A 17,409-nucleotide genomic window follows, 5' to 3' on the forward strand; every position below is an offset into this window, starting at 1 on the left:
TTGCTTACGCTTTAGTCGCGTAGGGGACACTTGTTTCAGTCATTATGTTTCATATGTTTGACACGAGCGGAAATTTCTTTGTGACGACCGTGAACCATTGGTCGAGCTTGAGGATTTCCTAGGTAACCGCATGTTCGTTTGACGACGTCACAACTCTTTGGATCGTGATTGCCACATTGTGGACATTCGAAGCCGCGTTCAGTTGGATTGAAATCACCTTCATATCCGCATTCATAACAATGATCGATCGGAGTGTTGGTTCCTAGATAAGCGACACGATCATACGCATAATTCCAAACTGCTTCAAGAGCTTTGGGATTTTGTTGCAGAACTGGGTATTCACAATAATGAATAAAGCCGCCAGAACAATACTTTGGATAGTCTTTTTCAAAATCCAACTTTTCAAATGGCGTTGGATTTTTGCGGACATCATAGTGGAAGCTATTTGTGTAATATTCTTTATCTGTGATGTCTTCAACGATGCCGAATTTTTCTGTATCTAAACGACAAAAGCGATCGGTCAAGCTTTCGCTTGGTGTGGAATAGACGCTAAAATGATAGCCGTATTCATCGCCCCAAGCATCTGCATGGGCTTTTAACTCTTTCACGATGGCTAACGTGAATTCTTTTGCTTCAGGATCATTTTCCCACTCACCACCAAAGAAAGCAGCAGCTGCTTCATACAATCCAATATACCCTAAGGAAACAGTAGCACGTTTATTTTTGAACAACTCGTTGACACTGTCTTTGCGATCGAGGCGTTTGCCGAATGCGCCATACATGTATAGGATTGGTGCATTTGCCGGACTCGCTTCTTTGCAACGTTCTACTCGGTAAACAAGCGCATCTTTGACGATTTGCAGACGCTGCTCCAGAAGAGACCAGAATTTGTCGCGATCTCCGTTAGCTTCTAGGGCAATGCGGGGAATATTCAATGTTACGACCCCAAGGTTCATCCGTCCTACATTGACTTCTTCGCCATGTTCATCTTTCCAGCCTTGCAAGAAAGAACGGCAGCCCATCGGTACTTTGAAACTACCCGTCAATTCAATCAACTTGTCATAATTCAAGACATCTGGATACATCCGTTTCGTTGCACATTCCAGAGCCAATTCTTTGATGTCGTAGTTTGGATCTGTGGGTTTCAGATTTACGCCGCGTTTGATACTGAAAATCAACTTCGGAAAGATTGCTGTCCGTTTTTCGCTGCCAAGTCCGTTGATCCGGATCTGTAAGATTGCACGTTGGATTTCTCGCTCAAACCAGTTTGTTCCCAGACCAAAGCCTAAGGAAGTGAAAGGTGTCTGTCCATTTGAAGTAAACAAAGTATTGATCTCATATTCCAAACTTTGCATCGCATCGTAAATGTCTTTTTTTGTCTTGTTCTTCGCGTAAGCTTCTTGGCGATCCTCGCCGTCGATCCATTCACGCGCATCTTGCAAGTGTTTTTGATAGTTCAATTCAGCAAAAGGTGCAAGTAATTCATCCGTCCGGTCTGCAGAACAACCGCCATATTGACTAGATGCCACATTGGCAATGATTTGAGAGATCTGAGCTGTCGCCGTTTGAATCGATTTTGGTGATTCGACTTCTGCGTTTCCGATTTTGAAACCATTGTTCAGCATGCCTTTGAAATCGATTAGACAGCAGTTAGTCATCGGAGTATAAGGATGATAATCTAAATCATGATAATGGATATCACCTTTTTGATGGGCGTTCGCCACATGAGGGGGCAGCATTTTCAAGCCGATGGATTTCCCTACGATCCCTGCAGTCAAGTCTCTTTGAGTATTGAAGACATTGCTGTCTTTATTGGCATTTTCGTTGACCACTGCTTGATCTTTATTCATTAATTTATTGATCGTAAAGTTGATATCCGTCGCTTTGCTGCGTTCAAAATCGCGACGTGTCCGATAGTTGATATACTCTTCGGCCAATGCATATTCATTTTTTGCTAATAAAATATGCTCAACGATGTTTTGGATTTCATAAATTTTAACGTTTTTGGTAAACCGTTCGGCGATCTCATGATCGATTCCTTCTACGATTTCTAAAATCCGTTCATGATCGAGGGGAGATAGTTCTCCTTTAACTTTTCTTTGGGCTTTTACTAATGCATCGTAAATTTTTTGGTCATCGAAATCTACTAAGCGACCATCACGTTTCACGATCTTTAATTGGGTTAATTGAGGATGGCTACCCCCGCTTTGTTCAGTATTTCTCTTTAAGTCCATCATTACTATCACTCCTTATCTTCTCCAATATCATAAAACAAAATATGGTTTTCGGCAACTATATATAGTGGCTTTTATTCGCTAAATAATTCAGTATGCACAATATGTAGTGTATATTCAAAAGCGGTTTTCAATAAAAACTTGATGATAACAAGGACTTGCATGTTTCACGTTTCACAAAATGAATAAAAATTGTAAAAAATTTTTATGTGTAAAAACGAATCAGGGGCGATAGAGAAGAAAATATGCTACCATAAAGAAAATATGAAGAAAAGTAGAAATAGATCAAGGAGAATTTGCATGAAAAAAATGATCGATGTGAAGCACCTGACAAAAACCTATGGAACCCGCTTCAATCAAACCAAAGTCCTGGACAATCTTTCTTTTTCCGTTGATCAAGGGGAATTTGTGGGGATCATGGGACCAAGTGGTGCCGGAAAGACGACACTGATGAATATCCTCTCCTCCATCTTACGTCCGAGTCTAGGTTCTGTTGCAATCGGAGGACAAGAAATCACCCGCTTGTCAGAAAATGAGCTAAGCGATTTTCGCCGAAAAGAAATCGGCTTTATTTTTCAAGATTTTAATTTACTAGACACGTTGACTGCCAAAGACAACATTATCTTACCACTGGCGATCGACCGTCTTTCGGTCAATGAAGTTGACCGGCGATTGGCACATTTGGCGAACTTATTGGGAATCGCTCATTTGTTAGACCGCTACCCAGAAGAACTATCGGTCGGTCAAAAGCAACGGGTGGCCGCCGCCAGAGCAATCATCAGCCGTCCTTCCGTGTTGTTTGCAGATGAACCCACGGGATCCTTAGACTCAAAAGCGGCGACAGAGCTGTTGCGTTATTTAGCTGAAATCAATCTGCAAGAAGATATGACGATTCTCATGGTGACCCACGATCCTTTCACTGCAAGTTATTGCAATCGTATTTTGTTTATTAGAGATGGTGTCTTTTTTGCAGAGGTAGTCAAAAAAGGGTCCCGCAAAGAATTTTTCGAAAAAATCATCGATATGCAAGCGACGATTGGAGGCGGGGATCGCCATGCTCTATAAAATTGGCTGGCGCAGTTTTTTGCAGCAGTTTCGCAATTATGTCGTTTACTTTGTGTGCATGATGACGGCAGTCATGATTTTTTATTCATTTAGTGCTATGATGAATGACCGTTTGCTGACTCAACGAGTGCAGCAAGACATTCGCATCGATGGCGTATTAGGTTTTGGTAGTACGATCGTTGCTGTTGTGGTGCTTTTTTTTATGCTAAGTGCCAATCATTTCTTCTTGAATCAACGGCAAAAAGAGATCAGTGTTTATCAGCTCCTGGGTTTGCGCAGAGCAAGGTTAAGCTGGCTGCTGCTGAGAGAAACGTTCCTCCTAAATCTTTTTTCCCTTGTTGTGGGCATTTTCATGGGGATTATATTCTCGAAATTTTTCTCAATGATCTTGATTCGAGTGATGGGACTATCCATCACTAGTCATTTTTTTAATTCGCCTCGTTCGATTTTGACTACCGTGTGGGTATTTTTGCTTGCCATGGTAGTTTTGAGTGGTCAAGTGGTTTTGTTTGTCTGGCAGAATCCTTTGATCGATCTAATGAAGAACAACTATACACTGCCAGTGAGCAAAATGAAGTGTCGCCCATTTCGGATGGCAATGGGGATCATCGGTTTGCTTCTGTTAGGGATCGGCTATTACTTAGCTCTGACGCTACGAACGACACTGGAGCGCTATATTAATTATACAGAAGATTATACTGCTGTTTTATGGATTCCATTGCTGATTTTATTTTGCTGTATCACAGCGACGTATTTGTTCTTTGACTGCACATTGCCAATGTTGTTGCATGTCTTAACGCTCCCCCGCAAAAAAATCAGCAAAGGCACACGCTTGATTGCATTCAACAATATCCGGGCTTATTTGCAGCGGACATGGAAAAGTTTTTCATTACTGACGATCATTACTGCGATCGCGATTTCTTTGATTGGTGGCACGATGGGGGTGATTTCCTTGAATTATCAGGCGACCAATCGTGATTATCCCGTCGATTTTCAAGTCGCAGCAGAAAATGCGGAAGAGTTAAAGCAAGTGATTCTGGAAAATCAGAGTCAGGTCGTCGCGGAGCAGACGCTCACTTTTCGTATCGTGCCGTTAAACATCAACGCGAAATACTTGGCCAATCCGATAAATACAGGACAAGAAACCGTATTGGTCAATGCGCTTTCTTTATCCGATTACCGAGCATTTCGTCGATTGGTGCCGGATGCACCTGCGGTTTCTTTAGGAGAAAATACTGCTGTTTTGTTTGATGATGATTATGATATTGCATACAACTTGAGAACTTACCAAAAAAATATTGCGCTGGAAAATGGTAAAAAACTCCTCTTAGACAACACGTATCAAGATTATTTTGGTGATATTGCGTTGCGTTACACCTTACCCAATGTATTAGTCGTCAATGACAAGGATTTTCAGGACATGTCGGGATTTGACTATCGATTGACTTATTTCAATGTTCAAACGGAGAATCAAGAGCAATTAACTCGGACGTTAGATGATCGACTTTCAGTCGAATGGACCTATCCGTTTTATTACAAGCGAACACAGGACAAAGGCCAAGTCAAGTATCAGCTGCAAACGGAGATCTCAGAGAAGCAACAATCATCGAAGGAGTTTATTACTGGTTATCGCTTGAACTTCGCCAATCGCTATCCGAATATGCGGGCCATTAGACGGCAAGGCGGTATTATTTTGTTCGTTTCTTTATTTGTCGGGGTGATCGTTTTGATCACTACGTCTAGCAGTTTGATTGTACGGCAATTTTCTAATACAGAGCGGGAAAAAAGAAATTATCGTTTATTGCGTACACTCGGTTATAGCAAAAAAGAAATTCGTTCGATCGTCTACTGGCAGAATTTTTGGGTTTTCATGCCAGGTACATTACTCGCGATTTTACATGCCGCATTCGCAATCAACACGCTGACGCAAATCATCGTGAGTCCAGGGTATTGGGTGGCACATCTGTTTGCAGGTGTTGCAGCCGTCGTATTCTTTATTGCTTATTTGATTACAGTTAAGTTATGCTTACGGATCATTGAAGAGTAAGCTGTCAGATTTTTTTCAATTTTGAGCTGGTACAAGACACGAGGAATGGTATAATTTAAGGGATAAATGAGTAGAGGAGTAGATAGGATGGATAAAAAAGAAGAGCAATTACTGATTGATCTGACAACTGCCCGTGGTGTTCCGGGGAATGAAGAAGAAGTACGGGAAGTCTTCAAAGCATATGCGAAAGACTTTGCCGAAGATATCTTTTACGATGGGTTAGGAAGCGTGATTGCCAAACATGTAGGGGATGGCGGCGGACCTAAAGTTTTTATTTCCGGACATATGGATGAAGTTGGCTTTATGGTGACAAAGATCACCGATAAAGGTTTCATCGAGTTTCAAACATTAGGCGGCTGGTGGGGCCAAGTGATGCTGGCACAAGAAGTAGAAATCAAAACGCAAGCTGGCAAATTGGTTCATGGTGTAATCGGTTCTAAACCACCTCATGTGTTGACGCCGGAAGTTCGCAACAAGCCTTATGATATCAAAGACATGTTCATTGATATCGGTGCTTCTAGTGAGGAAGAAGCAAAAGATTGGGGCGTACGTCCTGGAGATATGATTACGCCGTATATCCAATACAAACGGATGAATGACAGTAAGTTTTTGCTAGCTAAAGCGTGGGATAATCGTATTGGAACAGCAGTTTCTTTGCGTGTGTTGGAAACGTTGGCTGCTGAAGGGCATCCAAATTGCTTGTTTGCTGGCAGTGATGTCATGGAAGAAGTAGGATTGCGTGGCGCACGAACAAGTACGCACCTAGTGAATCCAGACATCGCGATTGCTCTTGATACGGGGACAGCTGGTGATACGCCAGGAATGACTCCAAAAGAAGCAGATTCTGTCTTGGGCAAGGGGCCGCAAGTTTTGATTTTTGATGCATCGATGATCCCTCATAAGAAACTCTTGAATTTTGTGATCAATGTTGCGGAAGAATTAGAGATTCCTTTCCAATATACGGTGATCACCGGTGGGGGAACAGATGCCGGTCAAATGCATCTGACCCGTGATGGTGTACCATCGATCGCGATTACAGTTCCAGTGCGCTACTTGCATTCCCATACTTCTGTCATTCATGAAGATGACTACTTAAATACAGTAAAATTAGTAACAGAAGTTGTTCGTCGCTTAGATGACAAAACCGTGAAAGAATTACGAAGCTATTAGAAGGAGTAGAGGATGAGAAAAAATAGTGAGATCCGCTCCATGGCATCACGTGCATTAAAGGGCATGTGGGGGCGGTATATTTTAGCCTTTATTGCTACGATAGCCATTCAAAGCATGGTTAGCAGTTTGGTGCTGTCATTGACAAACCATACCTTTCAACAGACACGAGAAACAATCATTGATTATATTTTGGAATACTTTGTTTTTTTCGCATTGACGATAAGTTTAAATATCATGGCACTGTTCTTGATTCGTCAGCGGGAGATCCATGTGTCGGATATTTTTCTTGTTTATGACAAGCGTTATTACGTACCTTTTCTATTGCTGAATTTGGTGAATGCTCTCGTAAATTATCTGATTAGTTTTGTGACGTTTTTACCCCATTTAGTTGTTGGCGGAATGAATCAGTACCTTGATTTAGTCTTGAATGTCAACAGTCGGATCACTGTAGACTGGAGTCTCTTCCGTTCGTCGATTTCCTTCATCATCAGTTTTCTTATTTCTGTGGTCCTTTTCTTATTTGTCTCCCAGATCATAAGCGGATTATTTCAGTTTGCGATCTATGTACGATACGACCATCCAGAAATGACGACGCTACAAGCGATAAAAGGAGCTTGGCATTTAATGAAGAATCATATCGGTCAGTATATTTTGCTGCAGATTTCTTTATTAGGATGGATGGTTTTAGGTTTGTTTGCTTTTGTTATCGGTCTATTTTGGGCGCTGGCCTACGCAAACACTGCGAATGCCGCCTTTTATCAAGCGTTGATCGAAAAAGAAAATGATCGCGTTCTTAGCTAAAGAACACCTCTTGTAAAGATATGATTCACGGTTGTGACGTTGGGTGACTCAATGCAGCAATGAGAGAGAAAATCATCGATTTCTTTTGCTAATGAGCTCCAGCTGTCGCAGCCGTTTTTGCTGTTTATTTTTGAGTAATCCAATGCTTTTGTGATAGCATAGGGATAAGGAGGCGGAAGTATGAAACTAACAGTTTTAGGATGTTTAGGCGCATATCCCTATAAGGGTGAGGGAACTACTGGCTATTTATTAGAGTCTGAGGGATATCATTTGTTGCTGGATGCTGGCAGCACGACACTGATTCAATTGGAAAAAATCTTGGATCCGTTAGCATTGGATGCTGTGATTTTGAGTCATTACCATCACGATCATATCGCAGATCTGGGTGTCTTACAGTATTATTGGCAGCTATTTCCTAAGCAAGCAGAGCGGAACGTATTGCCCATTTATGGGCATGGAGAAGACAGTATTCATTTCAATGAGTTGACCATGGCGGGAGTTACAGAAGGGCATGATTATTTACAAACAAAACAGTTGGAATTGGGACCGTTTTCTGTTACATTTATGAAGACGATTCATCCTGTAACTTGTTATGCCATGCGCTTTGTGGAGAATAGTACAGGTAAAATATTTGTATTCACAGGCGATTCCGGCTACTTAGAAAGTTTTGTCGATTTTGCCAAAGATGCCGACTTATTTTTAGCAGATACCTACCTCTTTGCAGGGAATGAGCGCCACAAAGCTCATTTTACTTCTCAAGAGTCTGGAGAAATTGCTGCCGCAGCGAAGGTCAAAAAACTGGTTTTGACTCATCTCCCACAGCATGGTGATCTGGAGCAACTGAAAGAAGAGGCAGCAGCGGCGGCCAACGGGATACCGGTTGAATTGGCAGCAGTTCAAAAAATCTTTGAGATTTAAACCCGAGGAGGAGTAGCAGATGCTTTTTGTACCAAATGAAAACAACGACCCAAGAATCAACCTAGCCATTGAGATCTTTTTGCTGCAGGAAATGAAGGTGGATGAACCGATCCTGCTGTTTTATATCAATGAGCCGTCGATTATTATTGGACGAAATCAAAATACGATCGAAGAAATCAATAAAGACTATGTCGATGCTCATGGAATCCATGTGGTTCGCCGTTTTAGTGGCGGTGGGGCTGTCTATCATGATTTTGGAAACTTGAATTTTAGCTTTATCATGCCGGATGACGGTAATTCATTCCGTGATTTCGAAAAATTGACGAAACCAATTGTTCAGGCGCTTCATGAAATGGGCGTCGAAGGGGCACAATTAAAAGGCCGCAACGACCTAGTCATTGATGATATGAAGTTCTCTGGGAATGCAATGTACGCCACCAATGGTCGAATGTTTGCTCATGGGACCATCATGTTTGACAGTGACATTAATGAAGTGGTCAATGCGTTGAAAGTGCGCAAAGATAAAATCGAATCAAAAGGGATCAAATCGATTCGTTCTCGCGTGACGAATATCAAACCTTTCTTACCAAAAGACAAACAAGATATGACGACCGAAGCGTTTCGTGAAGAGATTCTTTTGAAGATTTTTGGTGTGGATTCAGTCGACCAAGTCAAGACCTATACATTGACTGAGGAAGATTGGGTCAAAATCAACGAAATTTCCGACAAGTATTATCGAAGCTGGGATTGGAATTACGGGAAATCTCCTGCGTTTGATATTGAACGCCGCAAACGATTTCCAATTGGATCGATCGAAGTTCGCTTTAACGTTCAAGAAGGCAAGATTACAGAAGCAAAGATTTATGGAGATTTCTTTGGATTAGGAGATATTGCTGACGTTGAACAAGCTTTTATCGGCACCCGCTATGATAAATCTGCATTGAAAGATGTGATTGATCAAATTGATGTCAAAAAATATTTTGGCAATATTACCCCTGAGGATTTGTTGGAATTAGTTTATTGATTTTCCAGCAAATCAAAAAAAGATGTGGATATAACGAAAATCTATAGAATAACTGAAATGCACTAAGAAAAAGCAGCCACAGATCCTACGATCTGTGGCTGCTTTTTCTTTTAGTGAACATGCCGTTTTTTTACGGGTTGCGCTTTTTTCTTTTTGCTCTTTGCTTAGTAAGCTCGGGCAATCCAAACGGTGTGTTTAGCAGGTTTCCCGCTGACGATGTCAACTGTTTTTTCCATAGGAGCTTCAAATGGGATATTTCTGGTAGTAAAGCCAGTTTCTTCTTTGATCTTGGCTTCAGTTTCTTCTGTCCCGTCCCAACCAATTAAGACAAAACCAGTGACTTTATCTTCTTTTTTGCAGGTTTCGATATGTGCTTTTAACTCTTCCAGTGTTTCGATATCGTAATACTCGTTCTCTTTATTTCTGTTACGAGCTGCTTCAAGCAAACGTGGTGTCATCGCAGCCAATTGCTGATCCACGAAATCAGCAAGGTCATCAAATGCTACGGTTTGTTTTTCGGCAAGATCACGGACTTTGACCATTACATGCCCATTTTCTAAATCTCTTGGACCACATTCGATTCGTAAGCAAGCGCCCTTTAATTCCCACTCGTTAAATTTGTAACCTGGCGAATTGTCAGAATCATCTAAGCGAACACGAATACCTTTGGCTTTGAAAGATGCAAACAACTCTTCCAATTTTTCTAAAATGGCAGGATTTTTCTTCCAAGGTCCGACTGGCATCAAGACGATTTGCGTAGGGGCGATCGTTGGTGGGAAAACCAATCCGTTTTCATCACCGTGAGTCATGATCAATGCGCCTAACAAACGTGTAGAAACACCCCAAGAAGTTGTATGTGCATAGGTATGTTTGTTTTCTTTCGATAAATAAGTAATATCGAAAGCTTCCGCAAATTTCGTCCCCATATAATGGCTCGTACCGGCTTGGACAGCTTTTCCATCTTTCATCATGGCTTCGATGGAGTAGGTATCCACCGCGCCAGCAAAACGTTCAGAAGGTGTTTTTTGTCCTTTGTACACTGGAATGGCTAAAAATTCTTCGCAAAGACGTGCATATTCATCCAAAATTCCTAACGTCCGCTTTCTTGCACCTGCTTCATCTTCATGGGCGGTATGTCCTTCTTGCCATAAGAATTCAGAAGTGCGGAGAAAAGGCAGTGTTTTCTTTTCCCAACGAAAAACATTGGCCCATTGATTGATTTCATATGGTAGATCACGGTAAGAATTGATCCAATCAGAAAAGGCTGAACCGATCATAGTTTCAGAAGTAGGACGCAATGCTAATGGTTCTTCTAATTTTTCATTACCGACTTCTGTCACCCAAGGCAATTCAGGAGCAAATCCTTCAATGTGATCCGCTTCTTTCGTGAAAAAACTTTGGGGGATCAGCATTGGGAAATACGCATTGCGAATGCCTTCTGCTTTTAAAAAGCGATTAAATTCTTCTTGAATATGTTCCCATAGCTCAAAGCCATCAGGACGGAAGATGATTGATCCTTTAACTGGCGAATAAGCCATCAATTCGGCTTTTTGAATGGTCTGAATGTACCATTCTGTAAAATCATTTTTTTGTGTCATTGTTTTTCCTCCTTAAAAAATAAAAAAGCATTCCGTCCTATAAAAAGGACGAAATGCTTGGATTTCGCGGTACCACCTTTGTTGACTATTGCTAGTCCAACTCATGAAGGATAAGGTCTTCACACCGACCGTTTTGCGGTCACTACCATTGGCAGGTTCTTCTTATTAGCGGGTATTGGATTTCCAGCTTGCTCCAACTCTCTTTAACCATCATAAGAATACTGATCCAAATCTTACATTCATGCTAAATCGAAACTCGGAAAAAAGCAAGCTTTTTTTGTCATTTTGTTATTCATTACTGACTAGCTCTAGGTAATCTGGCAACCCATCTGAAGAAAATGTCAGAGAAAAACGAGTGGCTTGTTCCTCATGTAAGACCGAGCAAGACCCAAAATTTTGCTGGGTCAGTTTTTCAATAATCTGAAGATCAAAATAGTTTTCTTCTTCAAAGGTTTCAATATTCGGCATGGCTTCTTTTTCCGAAGTAGCCAAAGTTGGAAACTGACAGCTGACGAACAATTGATTCTGCTGTTTGATAGCACTTAGATGAATCTTCCGCAGGGCGCGATCTTTGAGTAGATACGTTTCCCGAATTGCATAGTCCATTAAATGAGCAAATAATTGTAGAAAATCTTCTTCAGCTAGTTCTTTGATTGCGGGAATATCCACATCATAAGAGAATTCAATGCTTTTTTGCTGAGTCAATTGCTGATAACTTGTCAATAGCAGGGTTGTTAGAGAATGATCTTCACTTTTGATTGGACAGGATTCTTCTAGCGTCTGCTCGATTAGGTTGATTTGATCAAAAGCTCCCAGCAAACTGTTGTCTTCCAGCATGACTTTTGCAGTATTCAACTGTTTGCGAAAACCGAGAAAAGCTTGTTGCCATTGATTGATTTGTTGTTGAATTATCGGTTGTTGTTCTTCATACAAGCGAATCTTGAGTCCTGCGATATCCTGTTTTTTTGTTTTCCCCTCATTATAGAAAAACAAACGCAGCAAATCATAGCACCAGCAGACAATAATCAAGAGTACGAAGAAAATCGTATTCCAATTGATTTTTGATTGATCGCTGTTTAGGACATCTTGAATGTAGATAAAGCAGTGACCAATCGCGGATAAAACGATCCAGGGAGAACAAAGAACAAAAAATTGATTCTTTTTAACCGCTTCATAGATGGCAGCAAAGGATGTCACAAGAGTGCTAAAAATATTCAGTAAATGGATATAATCCATAATTTCCGGCAAGTGGAGTTGATGGGAAAAGACAGATAAAATGGCTGCTGCACCACAAATGCCATGGAAGATCACCTAAATCTTGTACTTCTGTTGAAGAACTTCCATTTTCGATAAATAAAAGCCGATCAAGAACATTGGGGTAATGATCGATAAGACATTCAACATCACTGAATTTATGGTGGGGTTAAAGAGCAACCCTCCAAGAATATCGCCAAAACCGGCTTCTAGTCCAGCTGACAGTGCAAAAGCACTGAATAATAATTTCGAAACGAGTAATTTTCGTTTCTTAACTAATTTAATCCCTACATAAATCAAATTAAGCAAGCTGATAAAACCTGTCAGAAGAAGCATGAAAATATTGGGAATCGAATGACGAAAGACATAACTGACTAAAGCGTTTGAAGAACCAAGAAAGACCTCAGCGGGATATCCTGAATAATTTTTGAAAGGACTAGATACATAGATACGTAGTGTTTGGCCTTGGTAATTTTCTGGCAAGGTGACAAAAGAGAGGGTTTTCCCAGGATTCACAAGACCATCTGCTACTTCTTTTTTATTGGTATATAAAAGTTTATCATTTAAATAAACCGTCATTTTCTGATGATCGCCCACCAACAGCAATGTCGGGTAGTAGTGCTCATTGGTGATTTTACGTTCCATTACCAAATTTTCATTGGTAGGAATATTAGGCAAAAAATTCACATAGTTACTGTCGAAAGTTGTTTCTGGTTCTGCTGCAGAATAATACAGCCAATCTTCCTGTTTTTCAATAGAAGGAAGACTGATCACTGGATTAATCAGAGCAGAAATATAGAACAAGATAATTCCCAGAGAAAAAGCAGAAATCGTTAAGAAGGGAATTGCATTCTTCAAGTTTAGTTTGTTATTTTTTTAAACATATATGAATTCTCCTGTTTTTTATCCACGTCTAGAATAAAACAAAACAATTGATTAAGTCAAATGATAATGGGTGTTATACCAGAAATAATAAAATAACTAATAAAAAAAATCATTTAAAAAAGCGGACTCATATTATTTGAAAAAATCATTAATCGTTATAATATAAACGTAATATACAAAAATATCAAAAATAGAGGAGAACTGTGATGAAAAAAATTTCTAAAACAAGTATCCTTCTTTCTTTTACAACATTAATTATTATGCTTCTGCCTTTACTCATGATTGTTATTCCAAAAATGTTAGGGTTACCCATCGCTATTGTGAAGAGTGACGCAATGGAACCAACATATTCCTCTGGAAGTTTATTATTTGTTAAAAGTGTGGATGCAGAAAATTTGATTGTCGGCGAGGCAATCACTTATTTTGTGAATCAAGGGGAACAAATATACACGCGGCGAATTGCTGCAATTGATCAAAATGAGCAAGTGATGTATACGATCGGAGACATTCAAGACCACATGGAAACGACCAAAATCAGAAAAAGTCAATTACTTGGCCAACCTTTGTTTCATTTGCCTCGAATCGGTCATCTAGTCACGAGCGAAACTGTTTCTATTGTAAAAAAGCTTTATTTGGTTTTCACCATTTATATTACAGCAACCACTTTTTTGGTGATGATTTCTCAGATCAAACAAGGGAAACGAATGGTAATGTAAGTTCCACTAATCAATAACAAATACCGCAAACAAGTTCAGCAAGTGCTGTCCTGTTTGCGGTATCTTTTTGTTTAGAATCAGATTTGTTGTTTATTCTATCCCTTTTTTTAGCTTCATACTGGAAGCAAAGTAAGGATCAATCCAGCGCCAAGAAGTCCAAGTCCAAACAACCAATCCTTAAGGGTGACTGAATAATTCACTGCATAGGTTCGAGGTGCATCACCGACAAATCCGCGAGATTCCATGGCTGCAGCTAGAAGTTCTGACCAGCGGATCGATTTGACCATCAGTGGAATCAGTGGTTTTAAGGATAGTTTGGAATAAGTGATTCCTCGAGATTTCAGACTAAACTGGATGTTGCGGTACTCTTTAGGAATCATAGGTGCCATATGAAAGGCTGCCATTAAGCCATAAGCAAAAACAGGAGGCAAGCGAAGTTGCTGTTGTAAAGAATAGATCAGCTCTGTTAGTGAGGTCGTAGCGGCAAAGACACTTCCTAATGTCCCAAAACAATAAACGCGACTGGCGAGACGAATGCCATAGGCATATGCCGCTGTCGTGCTGCCGTTTTGACCTTCTTGGAAAAATAATAGCCCGGTAAAAAAGATCCCGACTGCACTTAAAGACAAGAGAAAAAGTAACTTGAGCAATTTTTTCAGAGGCAGATAAACCAAGAGCAGCAACAAGAAAAATAAAGTCAAACTGCTATTTAGCAACAAATTATCTTGAAAAGAGACGAGCAAAGCCAGCGCGGATAAAGTCAGCAGCTTGACTGTTGGGTTTCGGTACTTCATTGGAAGACTCCTTTACAAAATGATTGAAATCGAATGTTCGGTCACAAAAATCTGACAGAAGACGCAAATCATGGCTAATGATGAAGACCAGTGTACCGCTGGCCGCTTTGTCTGCCAATAACGACATCAATTGCCAAGACTGCCGCAAATCTTGTCCATAGGTTGGCTCATCAACAAGCAAAATCGGGATCTCACGATCGATCAAACAGGCAACAGCTAATCGCCGTTGTTGTCCTTGGCTTAATAGGAAAGGAGAATCTTCCTGTTTCTCCCATAGTCCCAATTGGTTCAGCTTTTCAGAGAGATCCTCTCTTTCTTGACCATTGGCTAATTCTTGTGCCACGGAGGAAGCTAGAAACTGATCCTGCGGGTTTTGCATGACCCAGCTCATCCGATCGAAAGGACGACTGCGAGAGGTCAAGCATTGCTCTTGGTAATAGATCGTTCCATCATAGGGAACTTGCTGCAACAGGGCTTTAAAAAAGGTTGATTTTCCTATCCCGCTTTTTCCTGTGATGCCTATTCGTTCTCCGGTCGAAAAGACTTCGTCTTTGATCAGCAGAGAATGTCTGCCAATTGGCAGACGAAAATTTTCAAACCGCAAGAGGGGCTGCGGCTCAATAGGAATGAGGGACGGTTTAATCATAGTTTGTCTTAGCTGCTCTTCTTGCTCTAAAAGCAACTGAGAAGGAACCGACTGAAAAGCATCTGTTAATAGGAGCCATTCCTGCACCCAGTCAGCGACCGGTGCGACTTGATGGTCGATTAAAAGAATTCCGATTTTCTTTTTTTGTTGAATTTCTGTTAATTTTTCAAGCAATGATTGGGCGGTCAGCGAATCGAGATTAGCGAAAGGTTCATCTAATAGAAGATAGCGGCTTTCTAAAACAAGACAGCATGCTAACGCTACTAGTTGTTTCTCCCCACCTGAGAGGGTTGTCAGCACTCGATCTTCTAAATGACGAATCTCGCAAAAATCGAGTGCCGTCTCAATACGACGAGTCATTTCGTTTAATGGAATGGCTCTGTTTTCCAAACAAAATAACAGCTCTTCTCGGGGAGTTCGCATACAAAACTGCGTATCGGGATTTTGAAACATCAAACTAACGGACGCAATCCGTTGTACAGGGGATAAATCAGTAAAATCTTTCTCATCGATCACATAGTGTCCAGATTCGAACCCTTGATCCGACAAACCGGCTAATAAGCGAAAAAACGTACTTTTTCCTGAACCAGAAGGACCATAGATCCCTTTGATTTCCCCAGGAGCTAATTCAAAGGTAGCGGTAAGTTTTTGCTCATCAATCGTAAAGACACAGGAGTCTAGTGCTAAACTCATTCTTTCACACGGCTTCGTTTGAAGCAAGTATGTTGAGCAATCGGATAGCTATTCAAAACCCCCATTTTTGCTAAGTGATCACAAACCACTTTAACAAGGACAGCTGAAAAAAGGAGCGCGGAAAGCAGACGGATCACGAAAATAGTCAGCAGTAATTGCCACTTTAAATCAAGAAAGCTGGAACGGATCATGCCCCAAATAAAACTGGTGACAGTCGCTCCCAAAGCTCCCAGGATCAAAGAAGACCAGCCGAATTTTCGATAGCGAAAAGCGGCAAAGCCAGCCTCTGTGCCGATTCCTTGAAGAAAGCCGCTGACAAAGATAATTGGACCATAAAAGTTACCCATGAAAACCTCCAACAAAGCGGCGATCATTTCAGTAATCGTGGCTGCACCTGGTTTTCTTAGTACGTAACCGGCAAATGCAGACGCTATAAACCAAATCCCAAAGAGAAATTCATTCGCTAGAATGGCGAGGCCAAATGGAGTTAACAAGGTGCTGAGTAAAACCCCCAAGTGAACGGCCCCTAAATAAACGACACCGAATACGAGAGAAACGATGCCTACCATGATCACATCCTTTAATTGCCACTTACTCATGCAAAGAGGCCTCCTTCAACGAGGGACTATTGACTGAAACGGTTCCTTCAAGAACATAATGAGGCAGCTTTTCGTGTGCATAGGCCAGTGCTTGTTCAAAATAGGCGAATAATTGAGCGGCTGTGCCAGATAGCAGCGTCACGTAATGGGCCGATTGCGGTTGTAAGCCCATGGCATCCGCCAACGAGACGATATGCGCAATTTCTTCCATATAATCTTCACGTCCAAAGACATAAAAAGAATATTTGCACTGAACGATGAACGTACCTTTTGCAGTAATTTGCTGATGATTTGGCCGTTCATGCTTGCCGCTGAGAAAGGCATCACCAGCCAGATCTCCTGGACAGCCTTTCGAAAAAGTGAACTCACCGACCAAATGTGTTTTTGGGTCATAGGCATTGACAAAAAGAGCTGCTGCCGCATCAATCACACTGGCAGCTTCACCACGGTAGAGTGTACTGAAAAGATCTGTCTGCTGCCAAACGGCTGTGGTATCGGTCTCTTTGATGCTTCGAAGAATGTGAGAGGCAAAATCATCTTTCATTGGATAAAGACTGATGCGGCATCCCGTGATATCGATTTGATTCATTGAACAATTTTCCATAGTATTCTTCCTTTCGAATGATTTTCTGTCTACAAAAAAAGCGTTCCTCCTTTTCTATCCACGGGTAGACAGAAAAATGGGAACGCGAAATAAGCTGCGCAACCACTTCCCTACGTTGGTATTAACCAAATCAGGTTCAAAGGGACCAGACAAACTGTCTATCTCAGCATAAAGCGCCCCTAGTGGATAATTCGATTCAATTACTTTCTGAGTGTAGCACAGACGATTTGAAAGAACAAGTCAGACAGCGCGAGCAAAAAGACAAATGAATCACTGCAGATATGAAAGAATAGACATATAAAAAACATCTTTTTAGGTGTTGACAGATTGTTTTCCCTTGTGTAAAGTAAATAATCGAAAG

At 41.0% G+C, this 17,409-nt stretch carries 15 protein-coding genes, 1 riboswitch and 1 other annotated feature; of the genes, 7 read left to right on the top strand and 8 right to left on the bottom strand.

What is annotated here, in order from left to right; genetic code table 11:
- Window positions 1-35: 35 nt before the first annotated feature.
- Window positions 36-2,237: an anaerobic ribonucleoside-triphosphate reductase gene (gene nrdD / locus DVW06_RS09475; RefSeq protein ID WP_137264581.1), complete on the bottom strand. Its 2,202-nt coding sequence runs from the start codon at window positions 2,235-2,237 to the stop codon at window positions 36-38.
- A gap of 297 nt (window positions 2,238-2,534) precedes the next feature.
- Here nrdD and DVW06_RS09480 point away from each other — a divergent pair, with 297 nt between their 5' ends.
- From DVW06_RS09480 to DVW06_RS09505, 6 genes are all read left to right on the top strand, one after another.
- Entirely contained in the window at window positions 2,535-3,299 is a 765-nt protein-coding gene (locus DVW06_RS09480; protein WP_003127107.1) for an ABC transporter ATP-binding protein, read from the top strand.
- The gene (locus DVW06_RS09485; protein WP_137264582.1) at window positions 3,289-5,346 is read left to right on the top strand and encodes an FtsX-like permease family protein; all 2,058 of its coding nucleotides are present in this window, start codon (window positions 3,289-3,291) and stop codon (window positions 5,344-5,346) included. The genes DVW06_RS09480 and DVW06_RS09485 overlap by 11 nt, the downstream gene beginning before the upstream one ends.
- A gap of 87 nt (window positions 5,347-5,433) precedes the next feature.
- Window positions 5,434-6,516, top strand: a complete 1,083-nt coding sequence (locus DVW06_RS09490; protein WP_003127109.1) for a M42 family metallopeptidase — start codon at window positions 5,434-5,436, stop codon at window positions 6,514-6,516.
- 12 nt (window positions 6,517-6,528) lie between these two features.
- Complete coding sequence (locus DVW06_RS09495; RefSeq protein WP_003127110.1) at window positions 6,529-7,317, top strand: DUF975 family protein; 789 nt, start codon at window positions 6,529-6,531, stop codon at window positions 7,315-7,317.
- A 180-nt stretch (window positions 7,318-7,497) separates the two neighbouring features.
- Complete coding sequence (locus DVW06_RS09500; RefSeq protein WP_003127111.1) at window positions 7,498-8,235, top strand: MBL fold metallo-hydrolase; 738 nt, start codon at window positions 7,498-7,500, stop codon at window positions 8,233-8,235.
- A 19-nt stretch (window positions 8,236-8,254) separates the two neighbouring features.
- Window positions 8,255-9,259 (top strand): lipoate--protein ligase, encoded by a 1,005-nt coding sequence (locus DVW06_RS09505; RefSeq protein ID WP_137264583.1) that lies wholly within the window; start codon window positions 8,255-8,257, stop codon window positions 9,257-9,259.
- 164 nt (window positions 9,260-9,423) lie between these two features.
- Here DVW06_RS09505 and proS read toward each other — a convergent pair whose 3' ends face one another.
- From proS to DVW06_RS09520, 3 genes are all read right to left on the bottom strand, one after another.
- A complete protein-coding gene (gene proS, locus DVW06_RS09510; protein ID WP_003127113.1) occupies window positions 9,424-10,857 on the bottom strand; it encodes a proline--tRNA ligase in 1,434 nt (477 codons plus the stop codon).
- 41 nt (window positions 10,858-10,898) lie between these two features.
- Window positions 10,899-11,101: a binding site (T-box leader), on the bottom strand.
- Between the two features lie 44 nt (window positions 11,102-11,145).
- Complete coding sequence (locus tag DVW06_RS09515; protein ID WP_003127115.1) at window positions 11,146-12,168, bottom strand: hypothetical protein; 1,023 nt, start codon at window positions 12,166-12,168, stop codon at window positions 11,146-11,148.
- On the bottom strand, window positions 12,169-12,969 hold the full coding sequence (locus DVW06_RS09520; protein ID WP_003127116.1) for a hypothetical protein: 801 nt from the start codon (window positions 12,967-12,969) through the stop codon (window positions 12,169-12,171).
- A gap of 233 nt (window positions 12,970-13,202) precedes the next feature.
- On the opposite strand from DVW06_RS09520, the gene DVW06_RS09525 reads away from it, so the two are divergent.
- The gene (locus DVW06_RS09525; protein ID WP_021151036.1) at window positions 13,203-13,712 is read left to right on the top strand and encodes a signal peptidase I; all 510 of its coding nucleotides are present in this window, start codon (window positions 13,203-13,205) and stop codon (window positions 13,710-13,712) included.
- A gap of 113 nt (window positions 13,713-13,825) precedes the next feature.
- Here DVW06_RS09525 and DVW06_RS09530 read toward each other — a convergent pair whose 3' ends face one another.
- The 4 genes from DVW06_RS09530 to DVW06_RS09545 are packed head-to-tail and all read right to left on the bottom strand — an operon-like array spanning window position 13,826 to window position 17,048.
- The gene (locus DVW06_RS09530; RefSeq protein ID WP_040013728.1) at window positions 13,826-14,506 is read right to left on the bottom strand and encodes an energy-coupling factor transporter transmembrane component T; all 681 of its coding nucleotides are present in this window, start codon (window positions 14,504-14,506) and stop codon (window positions 13,826-13,828) included.
- On the bottom strand, window positions 14,433-15,845 hold the full coding sequence (locus tag DVW06_RS09535) for an ATP-binding cassette domain-containing protein (RefSeq protein ID WP_029486921.1): 1,413 nt from the start codon (window positions 15,843-15,845) through the stop codon (window positions 14,433-14,435). Before DVW06_RS09535 ends, DVW06_RS09530 begins: the two co-directional genes overlap by 74 nt.
- Window positions 15,842-16,444, bottom strand: coding sequence for an ECF transporter S component (locus DVW06_RS09540; protein WP_081131343.1), 603 nt, complete (start codon window positions 16,442-16,444; stop codon window positions 15,842-15,844). The genes DVW06_RS09535 and DVW06_RS09540 overlap by 4 nt, the downstream gene beginning before the upstream one ends.
- Complete coding sequence (locus DVW06_RS09545) at window positions 16,437-17,048, bottom strand: YkoF family thiamine/hydroxymethylpyrimidine-binding protein (protein ID WP_003127122.1); 612 nt, start codon at window positions 17,046-17,048, stop codon at window positions 16,437-16,439. The genes DVW06_RS09540 and DVW06_RS09545 overlap by 8 nt, the downstream gene beginning before the upstream one ends.
- A 90-nt stretch (window positions 17,049-17,138) precedes the next feature.
- A riboswitch (TPP riboswitch) is annotated at window positions 17,139-17,239 on the bottom strand.
- Window positions 17,240-17,409 lie beyond the last annotated feature (170 nt).

The sequence above is a fragment of the Enterococcus sp. ARL09-542 genome (genome assembly GCF_005234805.1).
Lineage (GTDB): Bacteria > Bacillota > Bacilli > Lactobacillales > Enterococcaceae > Enterococcus_D > Enterococcus_D gallinarum.

Excerpts from the sequence above, each read along its gene's own strand:
- DVW06_RS09535 (WP_029486921.1), bottom strand. The coding sequence starts at position 15,845 with ATGAGTTTAGCACTAGACTCCTGTGTCTTTACGATTGATGAGCAAAAA.
- DVW06_RS09480 (WP_003127107.1), top strand. The coding sequence starts at position 2,535 with ATGAAAAAAATGATCGATGTGAAGCACCTGACAAAAACCTATGGAACC.
- proS (WP_003127113.1), bottom strand. The coding sequence starts at position 10,857 with ATGACACAAAAAAATGATTTTACAGAATGGTACATTCAGACCATTCAA.
- DVW06_RS09505 (WP_137264583.1), top strand. The coding sequence starts at position 8,255 with ATGCTTTTTGTACCAAATGAAAACAACGACCCAAGAATCAACCTAGCC.
- nrdD (WP_137264581.1), bottom strand. The coding sequence starts at position 2,237 with ATGATGGACTTAAAGAGAAATACTGAACAAAGCGGGGGTAGCCATCCT.
- DVW06_RS09495 (WP_003127110.1), top strand. The coding sequence starts at position 6,529 with ATGAGAAAAAATAGTGAGATCCGCTCCATGGCATCACGTGCATTAAAG.
- DVW06_RS09530 (WP_040013728.1), bottom strand. The coding sequence starts at position 14,506 with ATGAAGTACCGAAACCCAACAGTCAAGCTGCTGACTTTATCCGCGCTG.
- DVW06_RS09490 (WP_003127109.1), top strand. The coding sequence starts at position 5,434 with ATGGATAAAAAAGAAGAGCAATTACTGATTGATCTGACAACTGCCCGT.
- DVW06_RS09485 (WP_137264582.1), top strand. The coding sequence starts at position 3,289 with ATGCTCTATAAAATTGGCTGGCGCAGTTTTTTGCAGCAGTTTCGCAAT.
- DVW06_RS09500 (WP_003127111.1), top strand. The coding sequence starts at position 7,498 with ATGAAACTAACAGTTTTAGGATGTTTAGGCGCATATCCCTATAAGGGT.
- DVW06_RS09545 (WP_003127122.1), bottom strand. The coding sequence starts at position 17,048 with ATGGAAAATTGTTCAATGAATCAAATCGATATCACGGGATGCCGCATC.
- DVW06_RS09540 (WP_081131343.1), bottom strand. The coding sequence starts at position 16,444 with ATGAGTAAGTGGCAATTAAAGGATGTGATCATGGTAGGCATCGTTTCT.
- DVW06_RS09525 (WP_021151036.1), top strand. The coding sequence starts at position 13,203 with ATGAAAAAAATTTCTAAAACAAGTATCCTTCTTTCTTTTACAACATTA.